This is a genomic window from Klebsiella sp. K5-204 (genome assembly GCF_030128585.1).
Taxonomy (GTDB): domain Bacteria; phylum Pseudomonadota; class Gammaproteobacteria; order Enterobacterales; family Enterobacteriaceae; genus Klebsiella; species Klebsiella quasipneumoniae.
This window is the reverse complement of the sequence record NZ_JAKUZS010000005.1, coordinates 17,231-37,127: the sequence shown is the minus strand read 5'-3', so window position 1 is coordinate 37,127 and position 19,897 is coordinate 17,231. Positions and strand designations below refer to the sequence as shown.

21 protein-coding genes are annotated in these 19,897 nt (G+C 59.0%); 8 read left to right on the top strand and 13 right to left on the bottom strand.

The window, feature by feature from the left end; genetic code table 11:
• The first annotated feature begins 3 nt into the window (after window positions 1-3).
• The 4 genes from gabD to csiR all read left to right on the top strand — a co-directional run bounded on the left by gabD (window position 4) and on the right by csiR (window position 5,022).
• On the top strand, window positions 4-1,452 hold the full coding sequence (gabD, locus tag MKR05_RS14035) for an NADP-dependent succinate-semialdehyde dehydrogenase (RefSeq protein WP_023288516.1): 1,449 nt from the start codon (window positions 4-6) through the stop codon (window positions 1,450-1,452).
• A gap of 12 nt (window positions 1,453-1,464) precedes the next feature.
• Window positions 1,465-2,748: a 4-aminobutyrate--2-oxoglutarate transaminase gene (gene gabT, locus MKR05_RS14030; RefSeq protein WP_023288515.1), complete on the top strand. Its 1,284-nt coding sequence runs from the start codon at window positions 1,465-1,467 to the stop codon at window positions 2,746-2,748.
• 135 nt (window positions 2,749-2,883) lie between these two features.
• Window positions 2,884-4,284 (top strand): GABA permease, encoded by a 1,401-nt coding sequence (gabP, locus tag MKR05_RS14025; RefSeq protein WP_050533149.1) that lies wholly within the window; start codon window positions 2,884-2,886, stop codon window positions 4,282-4,284.
• Window positions 4,285-4,329: 45 nt separating this feature from the next.
• Window positions 4,330-5,022, top strand: coding sequence for a DNA-binding transcriptional regulator CsiR (csiR, locus tag MKR05_RS14020; RefSeq protein WP_023288513.1), 693 nt, complete (start codon window positions 4,330-4,332; stop codon window positions 5,020-5,022).
• 97 nt (window positions 5,023-5,119) lie between these two features.
• Here the strand turns inward: csiR and crl are convergent, their stop codons facing one another.
• The 3 genes from crl to gpt all read right to left on the bottom strand — a co-directional run bounded on the left by crl (window position 5,120) and on the right by gpt (window position 7,384).
• Window positions 5,120-5,518 carry a sigma factor-binding protein Crl gene (crl, locus tag MKR05_RS14015; protein WP_002889793.1) on the bottom strand — a complete coding sequence of 133 codons (399 nt, stop codon included), beginning with the start codon at window positions 5,516-5,518 and terminating at the stop codon, window positions 5,120-5,122.
• 57 nt (window positions 5,519-5,575) lie between these two features.
• Window positions 5,576-6,820, bottom strand: coding sequence for an esterase FrsA (gene frsA, locus MKR05_RS14010; protein ID WP_023288512.1), 1,245 nt, complete (start codon window positions 6,818-6,820; stop codon window positions 5,576-5,578).
• A 105-nt stretch (window positions 6,821-6,925) separates the two neighbouring features.
• Window positions 6,926-7,384, bottom strand: a complete 459-nt coding sequence (gene gpt, locus MKR05_RS14005) for a xanthine phosphoribosyltransferase (protein ID WP_002889733.1) — start codon at window positions 7,382-7,384, stop codon at window positions 6,926-6,928.
• A gap of 257 nt (window positions 7,385-7,641) precedes the next feature.
• Between gpt and pepD the strand changes: the two genes are divergently transcribed.
• On the top strand, window positions 7,642-9,099 hold the full coding sequence (pepD, locus tag MKR05_RS14000) for a cytosol nonspecific dipeptidase (protein WP_101989286.1): 1,458 nt from the start codon (window positions 7,642-7,644) through the stop codon (window positions 9,097-9,099).
• Between the two features lie 48 nt (window positions 9,100-9,147).
• Here pepD and MKR05_RS13995 read toward each other — a convergent pair whose 3' ends face one another.
• Both MKR05_RS13995 and dinB read right to left on the bottom strand, forming a co-directional pair.
• Window positions 9,148-9,594 carry a GNAT family N-acetyltransferase gene (locus MKR05_RS13995; protein ID WP_048296768.1) on the bottom strand — a complete coding sequence of 149 codons (447 nt, stop codon included), beginning with the start codon at window positions 9,592-9,594 and terminating at the stop codon, window positions 9,148-9,150.
• Between the two features lie 2 nt (window positions 9,595-9,596).
• Complete coding sequence (gene dinB / locus MKR05_RS13990; RefSeq protein ID WP_072422529.1) at window positions 9,597-10,652, bottom strand: DNA polymerase IV; 1,056 nt, start codon at window positions 10,650-10,652, stop codon at window positions 9,597-9,599.
• Window positions 10,653-10,811: 159 nt separating this feature from the next.
• Here dinB and MKR05_RS13985 point away from each other — a divergent pair, with 159 nt between their 5' ends.
• Both MKR05_RS13985 and MKR05_RS13980 read left to right on the top strand, forming a co-directional pair.
• Complete coding sequence (locus MKR05_RS13985) at window positions 10,812-11,672, top strand: glycerophosphodiester phosphodiesterase family protein (protein WP_032453039.1); 861 nt, start codon at window positions 10,812-10,814, stop codon at window positions 11,670-11,672.
• A gap of 8 nt (window positions 11,673-11,680) precedes the next feature.
• On the top strand, window positions 11,681-11,896 hold the full coding sequence (locus MKR05_RS13980) for a hypothetical protein (protein ID WP_131096065.1): 216 nt from the start codon (window positions 11,681-11,683) through the stop codon (window positions 11,894-11,896).
• Between the two features lie 11 nt (window positions 11,897-11,907).
• Here the strand turns inward: MKR05_RS13980 and nqrM are convergent, their stop codons facing one another.
• Genes nqrM through MKR05_RS13945 form a run of 7 tightly spaced genes read right to left on the bottom strand, consistent with a single transcriptional unit; the run spans window position 11,908 to window position 17,968 of the window.
• Window positions 11,908-12,123, bottom strand: coding sequence for a (Na+)-NQR maturation NqrM (nqrM, locus tag MKR05_RS13975; RefSeq protein ID WP_004204638.1), 216 nt, complete (start codon window positions 12,121-12,123; stop codon window positions 11,908-11,910).
• 2 nt (window positions 12,124-12,125) lie between these two features.
• Window positions 12,126-13,349, bottom strand: coding sequence for an NADH:ubiquinone reductase (Na(+)-transporting) subunit F (gene nqrF, locus MKR05_RS13970; protein ID WP_284118252.1), 1,224 nt, complete (start codon window positions 13,347-13,349; stop codon window positions 12,126-12,128).
• Between the two features lie 12 nt (window positions 13,350-13,361).
• Complete coding sequence (nqrE, locus tag MKR05_RS13965; protein WP_004177335.1) at window positions 13,362-13,958, bottom strand: NADH:ubiquinone reductase (Na(+)-transporting) subunit E; 597 nt, start codon at window positions 13,956-13,958, stop codon at window positions 13,362-13,364.
• A gap of 6 nt (window positions 13,959-13,964) precedes the next feature.
• Window positions 13,965-14,603, bottom strand: a complete 639-nt coding sequence (locus MKR05_RS13960) for an NADH:ubiquinone reductase (Na(+)-transporting) subunit D (protein WP_023288507.1) — start codon at window positions 14,601-14,603, stop codon at window positions 13,965-13,967.
• Window positions 14,596-15,390: a Na(+)-translocating NADH-quinone reductase subunit C gene (locus MKR05_RS13955; RefSeq protein ID WP_060591684.1), complete on the bottom strand. Its 795-nt coding sequence runs from the start codon at window positions 15,388-15,390 to the stop codon at window positions 14,596-14,598. Before MKR05_RS13955 ends, MKR05_RS13960 begins: the two co-directional genes overlap by 8 nt.
• Window positions 15,383-16,621, bottom strand: a complete 1,239-nt coding sequence (locus tag MKR05_RS13950) for an NADH:ubiquinone reductase (Na(+)-transporting) subunit B (protein WP_023288505.1) — start codon at window positions 16,619-16,621, stop codon at window positions 15,383-15,385. Before MKR05_RS13950 ends, MKR05_RS13955 begins: the two co-directional genes overlap by 8 nt.
• A gap of 3 nt (window positions 16,622-16,624) precedes the next feature.
• Window positions 16,625-17,968, bottom strand: a complete 1,344-nt coding sequence (locus tag MKR05_RS13945; RefSeq protein WP_048296761.1) for a Na(+)-translocating NADH-quinone reductase subunit A — start codon at window positions 17,966-17,968, stop codon at window positions 16,625-16,627.
• 411 nt (window positions 17,969-18,379) lie between these two features.
• On the opposite strand from MKR05_RS13945, the gene dpaA reads away from it, so the two are divergent.
• On the top strand, window positions 18,380-19,120 hold the full coding sequence (dpaA, locus tag MKR05_RS13940; RefSeq protein WP_023288503.1) for a peptidoglycan meso-diaminopimelic acid protein amidase: 741 nt from the start codon (window positions 18,380-18,382) through the stop codon (window positions 19,118-19,120).
• Here dpaA and MKR05_RS13935 read toward each other — a convergent pair.
• A complete protein-coding gene (locus MKR05_RS13935; protein ID WP_004204630.1) occupies window positions 19,091-19,858 on the bottom strand; it encodes a class II glutamine amidotransferase in 768 nt (255 codons plus the stop codon). The genes dpaA and MKR05_RS13935 overlap by 30 nt on opposite strands.
• Window positions 19,859-19,897 lie beyond the last annotated feature (39 nt).

Sequence of the window (19,897 nt, the reverse complement as noted above, 5' to 3'; positions counted from 1 at the left end):
ATTATGCAACTCAACGATATGACTCTGTTTCGCCAGCAGGCGCTGATTGATGGTCAGTGGCGCGATGCGCCCAACGGCGACGTGATTGCGGTGACCAACCCCGCCAACGGCGAGCAGCTCGGCAGCGTGCCGAAAATGGGCGCTGACGAAACCCGACAAGCGATCGAAGCCGCTAACCGCGCCCTTCCCGCCTGGCGCGCCCTCACCGCCAAAGAGCGGGCGAATATTCTGCGCCGCTGGTTCGATCTCATGCTGGAGAACCAGGACGATCTCGCCCGTCTGATGACCCTCGAGCAGGGGAAACCGCTGGCGGAAGCCAAAGGCGAAATCAGTTACGCCGCCTCCTTTATTGAATGGTTCGCCGAAGAAGGTAAACGCATTTACGGCGACACCATTCCGGGCCACCAGGCCGACAAGCGCCTGCTGGTGATTAAGCAGCCCATCGGCGTCACCGCCGCCATCACCCCGTGGAACTTCCCGGCGGCGATGATCACCCGCAAAGCGGGCCCGGCGCTGGCCGCGGGCTGCACCATGGTCCTGAAACCGGCCAGCCAGACGCCGTTTTCCGCGCTGGCGCTGGCCGAACTGGCGAATCGCGCCGGGATCCCCGCCGGGGTGTTCAACGTCGTCACCGGCTCAGCCGGCGCGGTCGGCGGCGAACTGACCAGCAACCCGCTGGTACGCAAGCTCTCCTTTACCGGCTCGACCGAGATTGGCCGCCAGCTGATGGAGCAGTGCGCGAAAGACATCAAAAAAGTCTCCCTGGAGCTGGGCGGCAACGCGCCGTTTATCGTCTTCGACGATGCCGATCTCGATAAAGCCGTCGAGGGGGCGCTGGCGTCGAAGTTCCGCAACGCCGGGCAAACCTGCGTCTGCGCCAACCGCCTGTACGTCCAGGACGGGGTGTATGACCGTTTCGCCGAGAAGCTGCAGCAGGCGGTGGAAAAACTGCGCATCGGCGACGGCCTGCAGGAGGGCGTCACGACCGGCCCGCTGATCGACGAGAAAGCCGTCGCCAAAGTTGAAGAACACATTGCCGACGCCATCGCCAAAGGCGCAAAGGTGGTCACCGGCGGCAAACCGCACGCCCTGGGCGGCAACTTCTTCCAGCCCACCATCCTGGTCAACGTGCCCGACAGCGCCAAAGTGGCGAAAGAGGAGACCTTCGGCCCGCTGGCCCCGCTGTTCCGCTTTAAAGATGAAGCCGACGTCATTGCCCAGGCCAACGATACCGAGTTCGGTCTCGCCGCCTATTTCTACGCCCGCGATCTGAGCCGTGTGTTCCGCGTCGGCGAAGCGCTGGAGTACGGCATCATCGGCATCAATACCGGAATTATCTCCACCGAAGTCGCCCCGTTCGGCGGCGTTAAGGCCTCCGGCCTCGGCCGCGAAGGGTCGAAGTACGGCATCGAAGACTACTTAGAAATCAAATACATGTGTATTGGCCTTTAACAGGAGTGACGGATGAACAGCAATAAAGCAATGATGGCGCGTCGCAACGACGCGGTCCCGCGCGGCGTCGGCCAGATCCATCCTGTCTTCGCCGAGCGCGCGGAGAACTGCCGGGTGTGGGACGTCGAAGGGCGGGAATATCTCGATTTTGCCGGCGGTATCGCGGTGCTCAATACCGGCCACCTGCATCCGCAGATTGTCGCCGCCGTGGAGGACCAGCTGAAAAAACTGTCCCATACCTGCTTCCAGGTGCTGGCCTACGAGCCCTACCTGGCGCTGTGCGAAAAGATGAACCAGAAGGTGCCTGGTGATTTCGCCAAGAAAACCCTGCTGGTGACCACCGGGTCGGAAGCGGTGGAGAACGCAGTGAAGATCGCCCGCGCGGCAACCGGGCGCAGCGGCGCGATCGCCTTCACCGGCGCCTATCACGGCCGCACTCACTACACCCTGTCGCTGACCGGTAAAGTGAATCCATACTCCGCCGGTATGGGCTTAATGCCGGGTCACGTCTATCGCGCCCTCTATCCGTGCGCGCTGCACGGCGTCAGCGATGAAGAGGCGATCGCCAGCATCCATCGTATCTTCAAAAACGATGCCGCGCCGGAAGATATCGCCGCCATCATTATCGAGCCGGTGCAGGGTGAAGGCGGATTCTATGCCGCCTCCCCGGCCTTTATGCAGCGTCTGCGCGCCCTGTGCGACGAGCACGGCATTATGCTCATCGCCGATGAAGTACAGAGCGGCGCGGGCCGCACCGGTACCCTGTTCGCCATGGAGCAGATGGGCGTCGCGGCGGATATCACCACCTTCGCCAAATCCATCGCCGGCGGTTTCCCGCTGGCGGGCGTCACCGGCCGCGCGGAGGTGATGGACGCCATCGCCCCGGGCGGACTGGGCGGCACCTACGCCGGCAACCCCATCGCCTGCGCCGCCGCCCTGGCGGTATTGCAGATTTTCGAGCAGGAGAATCTGCTGGAAAAAGCCAACCAGCTCGGCGATACCCTGCGCCAGGGCCTGCTGGCGATCGCAGAAGATCATCCGGAGATCGGCGACGTGCGCGGTCTGGGAGCGATGATCGCCATTGAGCTGTTTGAAGAGGGCGACCACAGCAGGCCGAACGCCAGGCTGACGGCGGATATTGTCGCCCGGGCGCGCGACAAAGGTCTGATCCTGCTCTCCTGCGGGCCGTACTACAACGTGCTGCGCATCCTGGTGCCGCTGACCATCGAAGAGGCGCAGATCGAGCAGGGGCTGAAGATCATCGCCGACTGCTTTACCGAGGCGAAACAGGCATAGCACACCAGACATGCGGACACGAAGTACGTTAGTAAGGGAATAAAGACGAGACCTGCAAAACAACAATAATACGCGTGCCCCGGCGCGGGAATGTCGGGGCGCTCTCCCAGGTGACACACTTCGAGAGGGTAAATGATGGGGCAACTGTCGCAATCACAGGATTTAGGGGCGGGGCTGAAGTCGCGCCACGTCACGATGTTATCTATCGCCGGGGTGATCGGCGCGAGTTTATTTGTCGGATCCAGCGTCGCCATTGCCGAGGCGGGCCCGGCGGTGCTGCTGGCCTATCTGTTTGCCGGGCTACTGGTGGTGATGATTATGCGTATGCTGGCCGAAATGGCGGTCGCCACGCCGGATACCGGCTCCTTTTCCACCTATGCCGATAAAGCCATCGGCCGCTGGGCGGGGTATACCATCGGCTGGCTGTACTGGTGGTTTTGGGTATTGGTTATTCCGCTGGAAGCCAATATCGCGGCGATTATTTTGCATTCATGGGTGCCGGGCGTCCCGGTGTGGCTGTTCTCTCTGGTCATCACCCTCGCCCTCACCGGCAGTAATCTGCTGAGCGTCAAAAACTACGGCGAATTCGAGTTCTGGCTGGCGCTGTGCAAAGTGGTCGCTATTCTGGCGTTTATCGTACTGGGCGCGGTCGCCATTACCGGCTTTTATCCGTATGCCGAGGTGAGCGGCATTTCGCGTCTGTGGGATCACGGCGGCTTTATGCCCAACGGCTTCGGCGCGGTGCTGAGCGCGATGCTGATCACCATGTTCTCGTTTATGGGCGCGGAGATTGTCACTATTGCCGCCGCCGAATCGGATACCCCGGATAAACATATCGTGCGCGCCACCAACTCGGTGATCTGGCGTATCTCTATTTTTTATCTGTGCTCGATCTTTATCGTCGTCGCCCTCATCCCATGGAATATGCCGGGGCTGAAGAGCATCGGCTCCTACCGCTCGGTGCTCGAGCTGCTGCATATTCCCTATGCCAAGCTGATTATGGACGGCGTGATCCTCCTGTCGGTCACCAGCTGTCTGAACTCGGCGCTGTATACCGCCTCGCGGATGCTCTACTCCCTGAGCCGCCGCGGCGATGCGCCGGCCTTCATGGGGCGGACCAACCGCAGCAAAACGCCGTACGTGGCGGTGCTCCTCTCCACCGGCGCGGCGTTCCTCACCGTGGTGGTGAACTACTACGCGCCTGCCAAGGTGTTTAAATTCCTCATCGACAGCTCCGGCGCCATCGCCCTGCTGGTCTATCTGGTGATCGCCGTTTCGCAACTGCGGATGCGTAAAATCCTTCAGGCGCAAGGCGGCGAGATCCGTCTCAGAATGTGGCTCTATCCGTACCTGACATGGCTGGTGATCGCCTTTATCACCTTCGTGCTGGTGGTGATGCTGTTCCGTCCGGCGCAGCAGCTGGAGGTGATCTCTACCGGCCTGTTAGCATTGGGAATTATTTGTACGGTACCGATTATGTCGCGCTGGAAAAAGCTGGTATTGTGGCAAAAACTGCCGCTGCAAAATACGCGTTAACCCTGTTCCCGGCCCCCGCCGGGAAGAGTATTCAGGAGTAAGATCATGACCGCCATTTCCCAGGCGACGGCCATTGACGGGTACCGTTGGTTAAAAAACGACATCATCCGCGGGGTCTACCAACCCGATGAGAAGCTGCGGATGAGCCTGTTGACCTCGCGCTATGCCCTGGGGGTCGGTCCGCTGCGCGAGGCGCTTTCGCAGCTGGTGGCCGAGCGGCTGGTGACGGTGGTCAATCAGAAAGGCTATCGGGTGGCGCCCATGTCGGAACAGGAGCTTCTCGATATCTTCGACGCGCGCGCCAACATGGAAGCCATGCTGGTGCGCCTCGCCATCGAGCGCGGCGGCGATGAGTGGGAGGCGGAGCTGCTGGCCCGCGCCCATCTGCTCAACAAGCTGGAGTCGTGCGAGGCAAGTGAGCGCTTACTCGATGAGTGGGACCAGCGCCACCAGGCGTTTCACACCGCCATCGTCGCCGGCTGCGGTTCGCAGTATCTGCTGCAAATGCGCGAGCGGCTCTTCGATCTGGCAGCCCGCTACCGTTTTATCTGGCTGCGCACCACCGTCCTGTCGGTGGAGATGCTGGAAGATAAGCATGTCCAGCATCAGACCCTGGTGGACGCTATTCTGGCGCGCGACGCCGAGCAGGCCAGCGCGCTGATGCGCGAGCACTTACTGACGCCGATCCCGATTATTCAGCAGGCGATGGCCGGCAAGCTGCAGCCGCAGGCAGTGTGAGTCAGGTGGCGGTGTGGAGAGTGCGGGTGGGGCGGCAAAGTCTTCGTCACGCTCCTCCACGCCGCACGGGCGTGGAGGAATCGTATCTGTAGATCAATCAGGCGCGCAGGCGAACCGGCTCGCTGAAATCGTCGGCCGGTTCCAGCTTCAGATTAAAGGTGGTCAGCAGCGCTGCGGCGCGCTCGTGAAACTCGCGCAGCGTTTTTTCCAGTCTGTCGCTCACTTCCGGGTCGTCAATGTCGACCGCCTGCCATGACCCTTCTTTATTGAACAGGCCAAACTGGTAGCTATAGGTGAAACGTGACTCTTGTGCTTCCATTTCCATCCACCAGCCCCAGAATTCACGCTTCTCCGGTGCGGGCTTAACGTTGACGCAAACTGCCAGGCAATCGAAAAAGAAACGGTTGTCATGGCACTGCTCTTCGCGAATGTAAGGCCCTAGCGCCGTGAATTTCTTGATCAACTTACTTTTCAGGTGTCCACTCGGTAACGTCATTGCGATCTCCTTTAGTGATGCAACTGTTTTACCAAACCAATAGAATTTAGCAATAAATTAACCAAATCTATGGTTGATCCAGCGGGCGATCTGTCGCAATGCGTGATCAAAATTGCGATACACCGGGTTAAACGGGATCTCCAGCAGTTTGCCATCGGCAGATGACGAGGTGATTAACCGCGACTCCTCTTCGGGGCTGAACGGATCGTCCTTCCAGAAGCCGGAGAGCATCGGCGTCGGGCAACGGCGTCCCAGCAGTCCCTGGGTTTTTAACGAGTAGCGGTTGAGCTCCACGCGCAGCGCTTCATCGGACGCGTCATGCATGCCCAGCCGCGAGGCCAGCACGTCGAGGTACATTTCCGGCACGCGCCCCTGATGCAGAGGATCCACCAGCAGACCGTGGACCACCGGCCCCAGACAGGCTACGGCCTTCAGCCGCTGCGGCTCCAGGTAACCGAGACGCACCGCGATATTGGCGCCAAAACGGAAGCCGAAGGCGGCGACCCGGGTATGGTCGATCCATGGCACATTTTCCAGATGGCGCAGCGCGTGCTGATGCAGCAGGCTGGTATCCTGATTCAGCGTCCATTTTGACGAGAAGCCGATGGAGGGCATATCAATGGTCAGCATGGCAATGCCGAGCGGTGAGAAGTAGTTCTCATACAGGTTGTAATAATCCGTCTGCAGCGAGTCCAGCCCCCCACACATCAGCACCGTCGGAAACGGCCCCTCGCCTTTCGGCATATGCAAAAAGCCGGTGATCGGCGAACCGCCAGGAATGGTGAACTCCAGCTCGCGCAGGGCGCCAGGCAGCCGCTGGGCGGCCTCTTCATACGCCCGGTTGGCTAAAGCCTGCGCCTGTTCCGCCAGCTCATCGCCTTTAATATGCGGATAAGCGGCAATGCTGTACAGGTTCGAAGCATGCAGCCAGTGGCGGCCGCTCAGCAAAGGATCGGCTTCCTGCCCGGCCTTTTGCTGCCACTGCATCGCCTCTTTCGCCCACTCAAAGATCCAGTTGCCGCCGCGATAGCCGATGACGGTATCGAACAGCTCGGGATCCGTTCGTTCGGCCTCGCTCATCACAATGCGCGCTTGCACATCAAGGATCTCCTGCGGGGTTACGCCGCGCCAGATCCACATTAAGCGATTGATCAGACGGTACCAGTGTTCGACGTGATTGCCGCTCAGCGCTGACTGCATCGCCTGGGGTTTTCCGGCAGAAAACCGGCGTACCAGCGTAGAGGTTTCGGGATGTTTGAAGCGAGGTTTAAACAGCGTTTCGCTGAGGTTAGCCTGTGACATGTGCAGTCTCCGTCGTAGTGCCACTCCGGATATTGTAACCTGCTAGAGGATAAAAAAAACCACGCCCGGCAAGCCGGGCGTGGTAAATAGCACTGTCCTGAAGAATTAACGACCTGCGATAGGCGGTACAAACACCACGCCCATATCCCACGGCTGTTCAATCCAGGTATCCTGCGGAATATCAACCACGTAATCATCCACCAGCGGACGGCCTGCCGGCTTGGCGAAAATGGTGACGAAGTGCGCTTTGGGATACATTTCGCGGATCGCTACGGCGGTCCCGCCGGTATCCACCAGATCGTCGATAACGATAAAGCCTTCGCCATCGCCTTCCGCACGTTTCAGCACTTTCAGCTCGCGCTGGTTATCATGGTCGTAGCTGGAGATGCATACGGTATCAACATGACGAATGCCCAGTTCACGCGCCAGTAACGCCCCCGGTACCAGTCCACCGCGGCTAACGGCAATAATGCCTTTCCATTGCTCAACCGGCAGCAGACGGCTGGCCAGTTTGCGGGCGTGAATCTGCAACATGTCCCAGGTGACGACGTATTTTTCGCTCATGTGAAGTGTCCCAGCCTGTGTAATACGGCTTAAATAATGTTCGAGGGGGAAAATGGTTGCGCGAGATTATAGAGATCTGACGCACTAAAAACCAGTGTTAAGCGGTTTGCGCAACGCTTTTTGCGTTGTTTACACTACCTGCGGCGGTGGAAAGTGGTATTCTCACCCCCATCGCGCAAGCCCGGGCTTGTTGTGTATTTTAACGCTAACCCTCGTCCTGCAACCGCTGTATGCAGGAGTCTGTAAGGAGACTTACCGTGTCTGAACTGTCTCAACTATCCCCGCAGCCGCTTTGGGATATTTTCGCCAAGATTTGCTCCATCCCGCACCCGTCCTATCACGAAGAACAGCTCGCCGAGCACATTATGGGTTGGGCAAAAGAAAAAGGCTTACACGCGGAACGCGACCAGGTTGGCAACATTCTGATTCGTAAAGGCGCGACTGCCGGTATGGAAAACCGTAAGCCGGTAGCGCTGCAGGCGCACCTCGATATGGTGCCGCAGAAAAATAACGACACCGTCCACGACTTCGCCAAAGATCCGATCCAGCCGTACATTGACGGAGAATGGGTGAAAGCGCGCGGCACCACGCTGGGCGCGGACAACGGTATCGGGATGGCGTCCGCACTGGCGGTACTGGCCGACGACAGCGTCGCTCACGGCCCGCTGGAAGTGCTGCTGACCATGACCGAAGAAGCCGGTATGGACGGCGCCTTCGGTCTGCAGGCCAACTGGCTGCAGGCCGATATCCTGATCAACACCGACTCCGAAGAAGAAGGCGAAATCTATATGGGTTGCGCCGGCGGGATCGATTTCACCTCAAACCTGGCGCTGACCCGCGAAGCGATTCCGGCCGGTTTCCAGAGCTTTAAAGTGACCTTAAAAGGGCTGAAGGGCGGCCACTCCGGCGGTGACATCCATCTCGGTCTGGGTAACGCCAACAAGCTGCTGTCGCGCTTCCTTGCCGGTCATGCCGATGAGCTGGATCTGCGTCTGGTCGATTTCAACGGCGGTACGTTGCGCAACGCCATCCCGCGTGAAGCATACGCTACTGTCGCCGTCGCCGCGGATAAAGCCGATGCGCTGAAAGCGCTGGTGAATACTTACCAGGCGCTGCTGCAAAACGAGCTGGCGGCCAAAGAGAAGAACCTGGTGGTGCTCCTGGAAGCGGTAGAGAACGACAAAGCGGCGCTGACTCAGGCCTCCCGCGACGGTTTCATCCGCCTGCTGAACGCCACGCCGAACGGGGTTATCCGCAACTCTGACGTGGCGAAAGGCGTAGTAGAAACCTCGCTGAACGTCGGCGTCGTCACCATGACCGATGAAAATGTGCAGATCCACTGCCTGATCCGCTCGCTGATCGACAGCGGCAAAGACTATGTGGTCAGCATGCTGGAATCTCTGGGTAAACTGGCGGGGGCGAAAACCGAAGCCAAAGGCGCTTACCCTGGCTGGCAGCCGGACGCCAACTCGCCGGTAATGCACCTGGTGCGCGAGACTTACCAGCGTCTGTTCAACAAAACGCCGAACATCCAGATCATCCACGCCGGTCTGGAATGCGGTCTGTTCAAAAAACCGTATCCGGAGATGGACATGGTCTCCATCGGGCCAACCATTACCGGTCCGCACTCCCCGGATGAGCAGGTCCATATCGAGAGCGTCGGCCAGTACTGGACGCTGCTGACCGAGCTGCTGAAAGCCATTCCGGCTAAATAAGCCCCACCACCGGCGGCAGCCCGCCGCCGGTTTCTCCCTCGCCTCACCTTAGCGTCCCGCGCTTTCCATCCGGTAGTTAATAAACCACTCCCCGCGCGCCGCCACCCGCTGCTCAGCCACCACCTTAAAGCCATGGGCCGTAAAACAGGGTCTCGCGGTAATGCTGGCGTCCACCGTCAGGATTTGCGCAGGATACTGAGCGCAGAGCGCCTCGATAAGCGCGCCGCCGATACCCTGCCGGCCGTGATCCGGCGAGACAAAGAGCAAATCGATATGCGTCCCGATGGCGGTGATAAAGCCAACCGGTTGATTCTCTATCTCCGCCACCAGCCCGTTTGCATCAGCCAGCTTTTGCCGCCAGCGTGTCTCATCCACCTGCGCCCAGGCCGCAATCTGCGCCGGAGTATAGTCCCGGCAGGCCGTTTCCCGCACCGCGCGCAGAAATATCCGACAGAGCAGTGGTAAATCGTTGTCGCGGTAAGGACGAATGTGCATGGTTAAATCCCTAATAAAAGCTGCCTTTCCAGCTGCGGATCGAGCAGCGTCACGTGGAGCCCAACCAGGCGCACGCCACGTCCGCCGCGGCGCTCATCCCAGGCCTTGTGCGCGGTGGCAATCAGATCCGCTTTGTTCAGCTGCGGCCAGACGTGCTCCTGGGTGGTCAGCTGGAAGTCATTGAATTTCAGTTTAATACCCTGACGGGCGATCAGCAGGTCCGGTTTGACCTTCGCCAGCCGGCGCTCCAGTTCGGGATAGAGATTTTCGATAATCGCTTCGCACTCTGACCATTCATGGATATCTTCCGCTAATGTCCGCTCTACCCCCACTGACTTGCGCTGCCGGTCGTTATGGATTTCCCGCTCATCAATCCCGTGGCTGCGCTCCCACAAAATACGGCCGAATTTACCGAAGCGCTTAAGCAGCATGGCCAGATCGCTGTTCTGTACATCGCCACAGGTACGCAGGCCCATATTTTCCAGCTTCGCCGCCGATACCTTCCCGACGCCGGGTATTTTCGCCAGCGGCAGCGCCCGTACAAACTCAGCCACCTCATGGGGAGCGATAACGAACTGGCCGTTGGGTTTATTCATGTCGGAGGCGATTTTGGCAAGAAACTTTACCGGCGCCACCCCCGCCGAGGCGGTGAGGCGCAGCTCCCGTTCGATGGTTTCGCGGATCTCCTGGGCGATCAGGGTGGCCGACCCGTGACAATGCACGCTGTCGCTGACGTCGAGATAGGCTTCATCCAGCGACAGCGGCTCAATGCGCGAGGTATAGCGGGAGAAAATTTCGCGGATATGGTTCGAGGCTTCTTTGTAGGCATCAAAGCGGCCGGGAAGCAGCGTGAGATGCGGGCACAGCTTGAGCGCCGTCGCCGTCGGCATGGCGCTGCGCACGCCAAACTTACGCGCAGGATAGTTCGCGGTACTAATCACGCCACGCTGTACCCGACTGCCGCCTATCGCGAGAGGTATGTCGCGCAACGCCGGGTTGTCGCGCATCTCCACCGCCGCAAAGAAACAGTCCATATCGACATGGATAATTTTACGCATCGTCAGACTCAACACTGTATACCCATACAGCATAGCAAAACTCGCTGCGAATTTTATGCTTTTTTTATTTCATCGCCCAGAAAAGCGGTTAAAACATAAAACTGCAATAAATTATGTTTATTTTCATAAAGTTAACCTATAAATCTGGAAGATATAATCATGAAGAAAATACTTACCGCACTTTGCCTGCTGGCCTCCGCCGGCGCCTGGGCCGCCCCGCAGCTGATTGCCCATCGCGGCGGCACCGGCGATGCGCCAGAAAATACCCTGCCGGCCATTAAGCTGGCGCTGGAGAATAACGCCGAGGCCATCTGGGTCACGGTGCAGTTAAGCCACGACGGCGTGCCGGTGCTCTACCGGTCAAGCGATCTTTCCGCATTGACCAATAGCGAGGGCAACGTTTCCAGTTTGACCGCCGCCGAGCTGGCGAAAGTCGATGCCGGCTGGAAATGGGGTGATGACAGCCACCCCTGGCGCGGCAGGCAGGCCACCATTCCCACGCTGCAAGCCGTTTTGCAGCAATGGCCGCACACGTTCTTCTACATCGACATTAAATCTCCGGATGCCGACCCGACCGTGATGGGCGAGCGCCTGCTTGCGGTGTTAAAAGCTACGCACAGCCTCGATCGCGTGCGGGTCTATTCCACCGAAGACCGCTATATCGCCGCGCTGCCGCCGGCTATTCCCCGCTTCGTCACCCGCAGCGAAACCCGCACCAGACTTGCCAGTATTTCGCTCAGCCATCAGTGCCAGCCTGCCAGCCAGCGCGAAGGCGAGCAATGGTATGGGCTGGAGCTGAAGCGCAAGGTAGAGGTGGTGGAGAAATTCACCCTTGGGGAAGGGGTCTCCCCGGCGACGCTCACCTGGGATAAAGAGGCGATGGATTGCTTCCGCTCGCAGGGTAAAGCGCACATTATCTTCTTCGGCATCAACAGTGCGGAAGATTACCGCACGGCGAAAGAGCTGGGCGCTGACGGCGTGATGGTCGATTCCCCGGCGCAGGCGAAAAGCTGGCAGTAAGGGAGTCAATGGCTAAAAAAGGCCGCGAAAGCGGCCTCACGTTGCTGGCATGTTGTTGCCGGGTGGCGGCTACGCCTTACCCGGCCTACAAAACCGAAGCAGCAGACCCGGCAAGCGCAGCGCCACCGGGCACGGAGCCGCTTTATGCCGGGTGGCGGCTGCGCCTTACCCGGCCTACAAAACTGAAGCAGCAGGTCCGGCAAGCGCAGCGCCATCAGGCCTAAATGGCCAAAGATTACAAAATGCGCCGCTGCTGGCGCTGCGCCTCGCGGGCGAGACGTTTCTTACGCGCGTCGCAAGGCTCAGGACAGTCGCAGACTTTCTCCAGTCCCAGCGAGGAGATCCCGCCGCAGCTGCCCTGAATGCTCTTGCGCTTCACCAGGTAGCCCAGCGACATCCCGAGGATCACCAGCGCAAAAATCACAAAGGTTGCGACAAACACCGTCAGCATCGTCAGCCTCCAAAGTCGTCGAGCAGAATATTCTCGTCCTCGACGCCCAGATCCTTCAGCATCTTAATCACTGCGGCATTCATTACCGGCGGCCCGCACATGTAGAACTCGCAGTCTTCCGGCGCCGGATGATCGCGCAGATAGTTCTCGTACAGAACGTTATGGATAAAGCCGGTATGCCCCGTCCAGTTATCTTCCGGCAGCGGATCGGAGAGCGCAACGTGGAAGGTAAAGTTCGGGTTATCCCGCGCCAGCTGTTCAAACTCATCATCGTAGAACATCTCGCGCAGCGAGCGCGCTCCGTACCAGAAGCTGATTTTACGTGTGCTGTGCAGGCGCTTGAGCTGGTCGAAAATATGCGAACGCATCGGCGCCATCCCGGCGCCGCCGCCGATAAACACCATCTCGGCGTCGGTCTCTTTGGCAAAGAACTCGCCGAACGGCCCCGAAATCGTCACCTTATCGCCCGGCTTCAGCGACCAGATATAGGACGACATGATCCCCGGCGGGGCATCCGGCACCTTCGGCGGCGGCGTCGCAATGCGCACGTTGAGCATAATGATGCCCTTCTCTTCCGGATAGTTAGCCATCGAGTAGGCGCGCAGGGTCGGCTCTTTCACCTCAGAGACGTAGCGGAACAGGTTGAACTTGTCCCAGTCCGAGCGGTATTCATCCGGGACATCGAAGTCAGCATAGGCCACTTTATGCGGTGGGCATTCGATCTGAATATAGCCCCCGGCGCGGAACGGCACCACCTCCCCCTCGGGGATCCGCAGCTTGAGCTCTTTAATGAAAGTAGCTTTGTTATCATTGGAGATAACTTCGCATTCCCATTTTTTGACGCCGAAGATTTCTTCCGGTAGCTCAATCTTCATGTTTTGCTTCACCGCGACCTGGCAGGCCAGACGGCAGCCGGCTTTGGCTTCGCGTTTGGTAATATGCGAAAGCTCGGTCGGCAGGATATCGCCGCCACCCTCTTTGATAGTCACCCGACACTGGCCGCAGGAGCCGCCGCCGCCGCAGGCGGAGGAGACAAAAATCCCGTTGCTGGACAGCGTGTTCAGCAGCTTATCCCCCGCCGGGGTACGGATCTGCTTATCCGCTTCGTTATTGATCTCAATAACCACGTCGCCCGCGTTCACCAGCTTTGAGCGCGCTGCCAGGATAAGCCCCGACAGCACCAGCACAATCAGCGTGAACATCACGACGCCAAGAATAATTCCCATACTTATTCGCCCTTATAGCTGCACGCCGGAGAAGGACATAAAGCCCAGCGCCATCAACCCGGTAGTGATAAAGGTGATCCCTAACCCGCGCAAACCGGCAGGCACGTTGGCGTACTTCATCTTTTCGCGGATCCCCGCCATCGCCACGATCGCCAGCATCCAGCCGATGCCGGAGCCAAAGCCGTAAACGATGGATTCCGGGAAGTTGTAATCACGCTGCACCATGAACGACACACCGCCGAAAATCGCGCAGTTAACCGCAATCAGCGGCAGGAAGATCCCCAGCGCGTTGTATAGCGCCGGGAAGTACTTATCGAGGATCATCTCGAGGATCTGCACCAGCGCGGCGATCACCCCGATAAAGGTGATGAAGTTCAGGAAGCTGAGGTCTACCCCCTCCACCAGCGCGCCGTCGCGCAGCACCAGGTTATACACCAGGTTGTTGATCGGTACGGCAAGACCCAGCACCACCGTCACCGCAACGCCGAGGCCGAAGGCGGTGGAGACCTTTTTCGACACCGCGAGGAAGGTACACATCCCGAGGAAAAAGGCCAGCGCCATGTTCTCAACAAACACCGCGCGGACAAACAGGCTAATGTAATGAGCCATCATCGATTACTCCTTTTCCTGCTGTTCAGGCTTCCAGCTACGCAGGGCCCAAATCAGTAAACCGATAATGAAGAACGCGCTCGGCGCCAGCAGGAACAGGCCGTTCGGCTGATACCAGCCGCCGTTCTGCACCGTCTCCAGCACTGTGATACCGAACAGCTTGCCGCTGCCGATAAGCTCGCGCAGGAAGCCGACGATAATCAGGATCGCGCCGTAGCCGAGACCGTTGCCGATACCGTCCATAAAGCTGGCCAGCGGCGGCGACTTCATGGCGTAAGCTTCAGCGCGCCCCATCACGATGCAGTTGGTGATGATAAGCCCGACGAATACCGACAGCTGCTTGGAAGTCTCATAGGCGAAAGCCCGCAGTAGCTGATCCACCACGATAACCAGCGAGGCGATGATCGCCATCTGCACGATGATGCGCACGCTGTTGGGAATGTGGTGGCGGATCATCGAGATAAACATGCTGGAGAACGCCGTCACCAGGGTCACCGCAATGGTCATCACGAAGGCGGTTTCCAGCTTAGTGGTGACCGCCAAGGCGGAGCAGACGCCCAGCACCTGCAGGGCGATGGGGTTATTGGCGATGAGCGGCCCCACCAGCACGCGCTTCACCTCTTTCATCTCGCTCTGTTCAGCCATTGTTCAGCCCTCCTTCACGCACCTTTTTCAGGAACGGACCAAAGCCCAGTTCACCCATCCAGAAATCAAAGCTGTGCTGTACGCCATTTGACGTCAGCGTGGCGCCCGATAAGCCATCAACCGCATGCAGGTCACCAGCGCGCGCGCCGCCTTTGACCACTCTCAGCGCCGGCATGCCGTTGTCATCCAGCACCTGCTTGCCGACAAACTGCTGGCGCCAGTTCGGGTTCTCCACTTCGCCGCCCAGCCCCGGGGTCTCCCCCTGGTCATAGTAGGTAATGCCTTTCACCGTGCGGCCATCGATGTCCAGCGCCACGAAGGCGTACATCATCGACCACAGGCCATTGCCATAAATGGGCAACACCACCTGCTCAATCTTCTGCTGCGCGTCGCGCACCAGGTAGATTTCCGCCAGATTGCTGCGGCGTTTAATCCCCGCCGGATCCTGGCTGGCATCCAGCGCCATACTCTGCTGCGGATCCTTCAGCGCCTGGGCCTGATTGAATTTTGCCGGGTCTTTCTCCAGCAGCTCGCCGGTCGCCAGATTCACCAGTCGCGGCGAAATGCGCGCCGCGAAGGTGTCGGCGACCGCATCAGCATCCATGCCGGGCTGCATCAGGCCGGACACCGCCAGGATATTACGCTGCTTATCCAGCGCCCGCTGCGCCTGCTGGCGGGATTTCAGCCCCACGGCCGAGCCCGCTACCACGATGGAGCAGACCAGACAAAGCACCAGCACCACCAGCAGCGTTTTGCCGATGCTATCGTTACTTTTCTTCTCAGCCACGCGACTTCCTCCGCTTAATATTGGCCTGCACCACCAGGTAATCGAACAGCGGTGCGAAGAGGTTGGCGAAGAGGATCGCCAGCATCATCCCTTCCGGATAAGCCGGGTTCACCACGCGGATCAGCACGCACATCACGCCGATCAGCACGCCGTAACTCCATTTTCCTTTATCGGTAAACGAGGCGGATACCGGGTCCGTCGCCATAAACATCATGCCGAAGGCGAAGCCGCCGAGTACCAGATGCCAGTACCATGGCATAGCGAACATCGGGTTGGTGTCGGAGCCGATAACGTTAAACAGGGTCGCGGTGGCGACCATGCCGATCATCACCCCGGCGACGATGCGCCAGGACGCGACGCGGCCAAAGAGGATGATCGCGCCGCCGATCAGGATCATTAGTGTGGAGACTTCGCCAATCGAGCCCGGAATATTGCCGAGGAAGGCGTCCATCCAGCTCACCGGGATGCCGGTAGCGACGTTAACCAGCGCTTCACCGCCGCCGCTGGCCCACTGGGAGAGCGGCGTAGCGCCGGAAAAACCGTCCGCCGCCGTCCACACCAGGTCGCCGGAGATTTGCGCCGGATAGGCAAAGAACAGGAACGCGCGCCCCGCCAGCGCCGGGTTGAGGAAGTTGCGCCCGGTACCGCCGAAAATCTCTTTAGCGATCACCACCCCGAAGGAGATCCCCAGCGCCGCCTGCCACAGCGGCAGCGTGGGCGGGACGATCAGCGCGAACAGAATCGAGGTGACAAAGAAGCCTTCGTTGATTTCATGCTTGCGCACGATAGCGAACAGCACTTCCCAGAAGCCGCCGACGATAAAGACGGTGATATAGATCGGCAGGAAGAAGACCGCCCCCAGGGTCATCATGCTCAGCCAGCCGGCGTCGGCGCTGAAGCTCACCCCTAACCACTGGGCGACGCTATAGTGCCAGTTGTTGGCGATCGCCTGCTGCAGTTGTTCGGCGCCGTAAAGCTTATGCAGCGCCGGTATGGTCTGCAGCCCGACGTTATACATCCCCCAGAACATCGCCGGAAAGACGGCAAACCACACGAGGATCATCAACCGCTTGAGGTCGATGGCGTCGCGCACGTGCGCTGCGCCGCGGGTGACCTGGCCTGGTGTGTAGAAGATGGTCGCCGCCGCTTCATACAGCGGGTAATATTTTTCCAGCTTGCCGCCGTGCGTGAAATGCGGCTCAATTTTTTCAATCAGATGCTTTAAGCCCATCTCTTATCCTTCCTGCTCAATCCGGGTTAATACGCTGCGCAGCGCAGGGCCATATTCATACTTACCGGGGCAGACGTAGGTGCACAGCGCCAGATCTTCTTCATCCAGCTCCAGACAGCCCAGCGCCTGAGCGCTGTCGGTATCCCCGGCCAGCAGATCGCGCAGCAGTATGGTCGGCAGGATATCAAGCGGCATCACCCGCTCGTAATTGCCGATCGGCACCATCGCCCGCTCGCCGCCGTGGGTATCGGTAGAGAAATGAAAGCGCTTGCGCCTGAAGAAATGGCCCAGCGTGGTGCGGGTAATCGAGAATTTCTCTTTGCCCGGCATCACCCAGCCGAAGAGCTCTTTTTCCCGCCCTTCTTTAACCACGCTCACCTGCAGATGGAAGCGCCCGAGAAAGGCGTGAGGGCCATGGGCGCGGGTGCCGCTGAGCACCGAGCCGGAAATGACCCGGTTTTCCCCCTCCTGCAACTCGCCTGCCAGCAGATCGTCCAGGCTGGCGCCCAGCGTCGTCTTGACCAGTCGCGGCGATATCACCTGCGGGCCGCCGAGCGCGATCACCCGTTCGCAGTAGAGCTCCCCGTCGAGGAAAAGCTTACCAATGGCGATCGCGTCCTGATAATTGAGGTGCCAGACCTGCTTATTCAGGCTCACCGGCTCGAGGAAATGAATATGCGTTCCCGGCAGCCCCGCCGGGTGCGGCCCGCTAAACTGGTTAAAACTGACCTGGCCGACAGGATGACCGCCGAGCTTGCCGCCGCTGGGCTGGCAGACGTGGACTTTCCCGTCGGTCAGACGCGTAAGCACGGTAAGGCCAGCGTCGAAAGCGGCCCGTTCGGCCAGAATAATCGGCTGCGGCTCCGCCGCCAGCGGATTGGTATCCATAGCGTTGACAAAGATGGCGGCCGGCACGCTGCCCGGGAGCGGCGTTTTACTGAATGGCCGTGTGCGCAGCGCGGTCCACTGGCCCGACGCCAGCAGCTGCTGCTGCACGGTGTCGCGCGGCAGTTCAGCCAGCGCGTCCGCGGCGTAACGCGTAAACGCCACCGCGTCATTGCCCTCGATATCAATCACCACCGACTGCAACACGCGCCGTTCACCGCGGTGGATCGCGCTGACGACCCCGCTCGCCGGGGCGGTAAAGCAGACGCCGGGGTTCTTTTTATCTTCGAACAGGATCTGACCTTTTTTGACCCGATCGCCTTCTTTGACCGCCATGGCGGGACGCATGCCGACGTACTCTTCGCCGAGTAGCGCGACGCGCTTCACCGCTGGCGCGGAAGAAATCTGCTGTAATGGCATGCCAGCTATGGGCAAATCCAGCCCTTTTGTGATTTTAATCATATCGTTAGCAGGTATCCGTAACCTCAACCCCGACGCAGGCCGGGGCCAGCTTATTGACAGAATGGCAGAGAAGAAAGGGCGAAACGGCGCCAGATGCGCTCAGGACGGAAGAGAAGCATCCTTTCTTACTCTGGTGATGAACCGGCGCAAGTGTAACATTTCGTGAGCGTCGGCTGTAGCGCGAGAGGCAATAAGTGCTTCTAAAATGCGAGCTATTGCGCAAAGTTCTCACTGTGTTTTCGTCGCTGGCAGGGTATAAAGTGAGGCGGAATTGTAAACGCCGCCACGTCGCCCTTGCGAAAAAATGCCGTGATGCTAATGTGAGCGCTCTAAATCCAGAAAACTCTGATTTCGGGTCTCTCTTGCCGTCCTGGCAATGTGGCTATTTTGTTTTATCAAGGAACAAGCAGTATGCGCAAAATCGCATTATTTATTGCGATGCTTCTGCTGCCGTGCATGTCATTTGCCGGGCTGCTCAGCAGCAACAGCCCGACGACGCCGGTTAGCAAAGAATATAAGCAGCAATTAATGGGTTCACCGGTTTATATTGAGATCTTTAAAGAAGAGCGCATGCTCGACCTTTACGTCAAAATGGGTGAGACCTACCAGCTCCTCGACAGCTATCGGATCTGCAACTACTCCGGAGGCCTGGGCCCGAAACAGCGCCAGGGCGATTTCAAGAGTCCGGAAGGGTTCTATAACGTCACTCGCAGCCAGCTCAAACCCGACAGCCGCTTCTATAAAGCGATCAATATCGGCTTCCCGAACGCCTACGATCGCGCCCATGGTTATGAAGGGAAATACCTGATGATCCACGGCGACTGCGTCTCTGTCGGCTGCTACGCCATGACCGACAGCGGGATCGATGAAATCTTCCAGTTCGTGACCGGCGCCTTAGTCTTCGGTCAGCCAAGCGTGCAGGTGAGTATCTATCCGTTCCGCATGACCAACGCCAATATGGAACGCCACAAATACTCCTACTATGCGGATTTCTGGAAACAGCTGAAGCCTGGCTATGATTATTTCCAGCAAACCCACAAACCGCCGGTCGTATCAGTGACCGACGGCCGCTATGTGGTGAGCAAGCCGCTCAGCCACGAGGTTGTCCAGCCGCAGCTGGCCTCAAACTATACGCTCCCCGAGACAAAATAACGCCCACTCGCCTGGCATGATCTTATGCCAGGTCTCATTGGCCGTCAGCGGCTGCGTGGCGATAACCGTGACCACATCGTTGGGTGTGGTCTCGCGTTGAAAGTCGATCTCCACATCCTGGTCCAGCAGTTTTGCCACGCCGAACGGCGCCCGCCGGGTGATCCAGTGCAGGTTGGTCGAGCAGAACGCCATCACATAGCGTCCGTCCGACAGCAGCATGTTGAACACCCCTTTCTCACGCAGTTCCCCCGCAAGGGTGGCGATATACTTAAATACTCCCAGCATATTGCCCGGCGTACGCGGGTAGCGCTCGGTTAAGCGGTGCAGCAGCCAGCAGAAGGCCTTTTCACTGTCGGTTTCACCTACCGGGTGGAAATTGCCGGTTTTCAGCGATTTATAGCCTTTGAGCTGCCCGTTGTGCGCGTAGGTCCAGTTACGCCCCCACAGCTCGCGGGTGAACGGATGCGTATTCTCCAGGGCCACCATCCCGCGATTGGCCTGGCGGATATGCGCGACGACGGAACAGGACTTAATGGGGTAATCCTGGACCAGTTTCGCGATCGGCGACTGAAAGCTCGGCTGCGGATCTTTGAATGTGCGACAACCTTTGCCTTCATAGAAGGTGATGCCCCAGCCGTCTTTATGCGGCCCCGTCCCGCCTCCGCGCTGTACCAGCCCGGTAAAGCTAAAACAGATATCTGTTGGCACATTGGCGCTCATCCCGAGCAGTTCGCACATAGATCACCTCACCATCACAAATCACGACGGCGCCGAAGC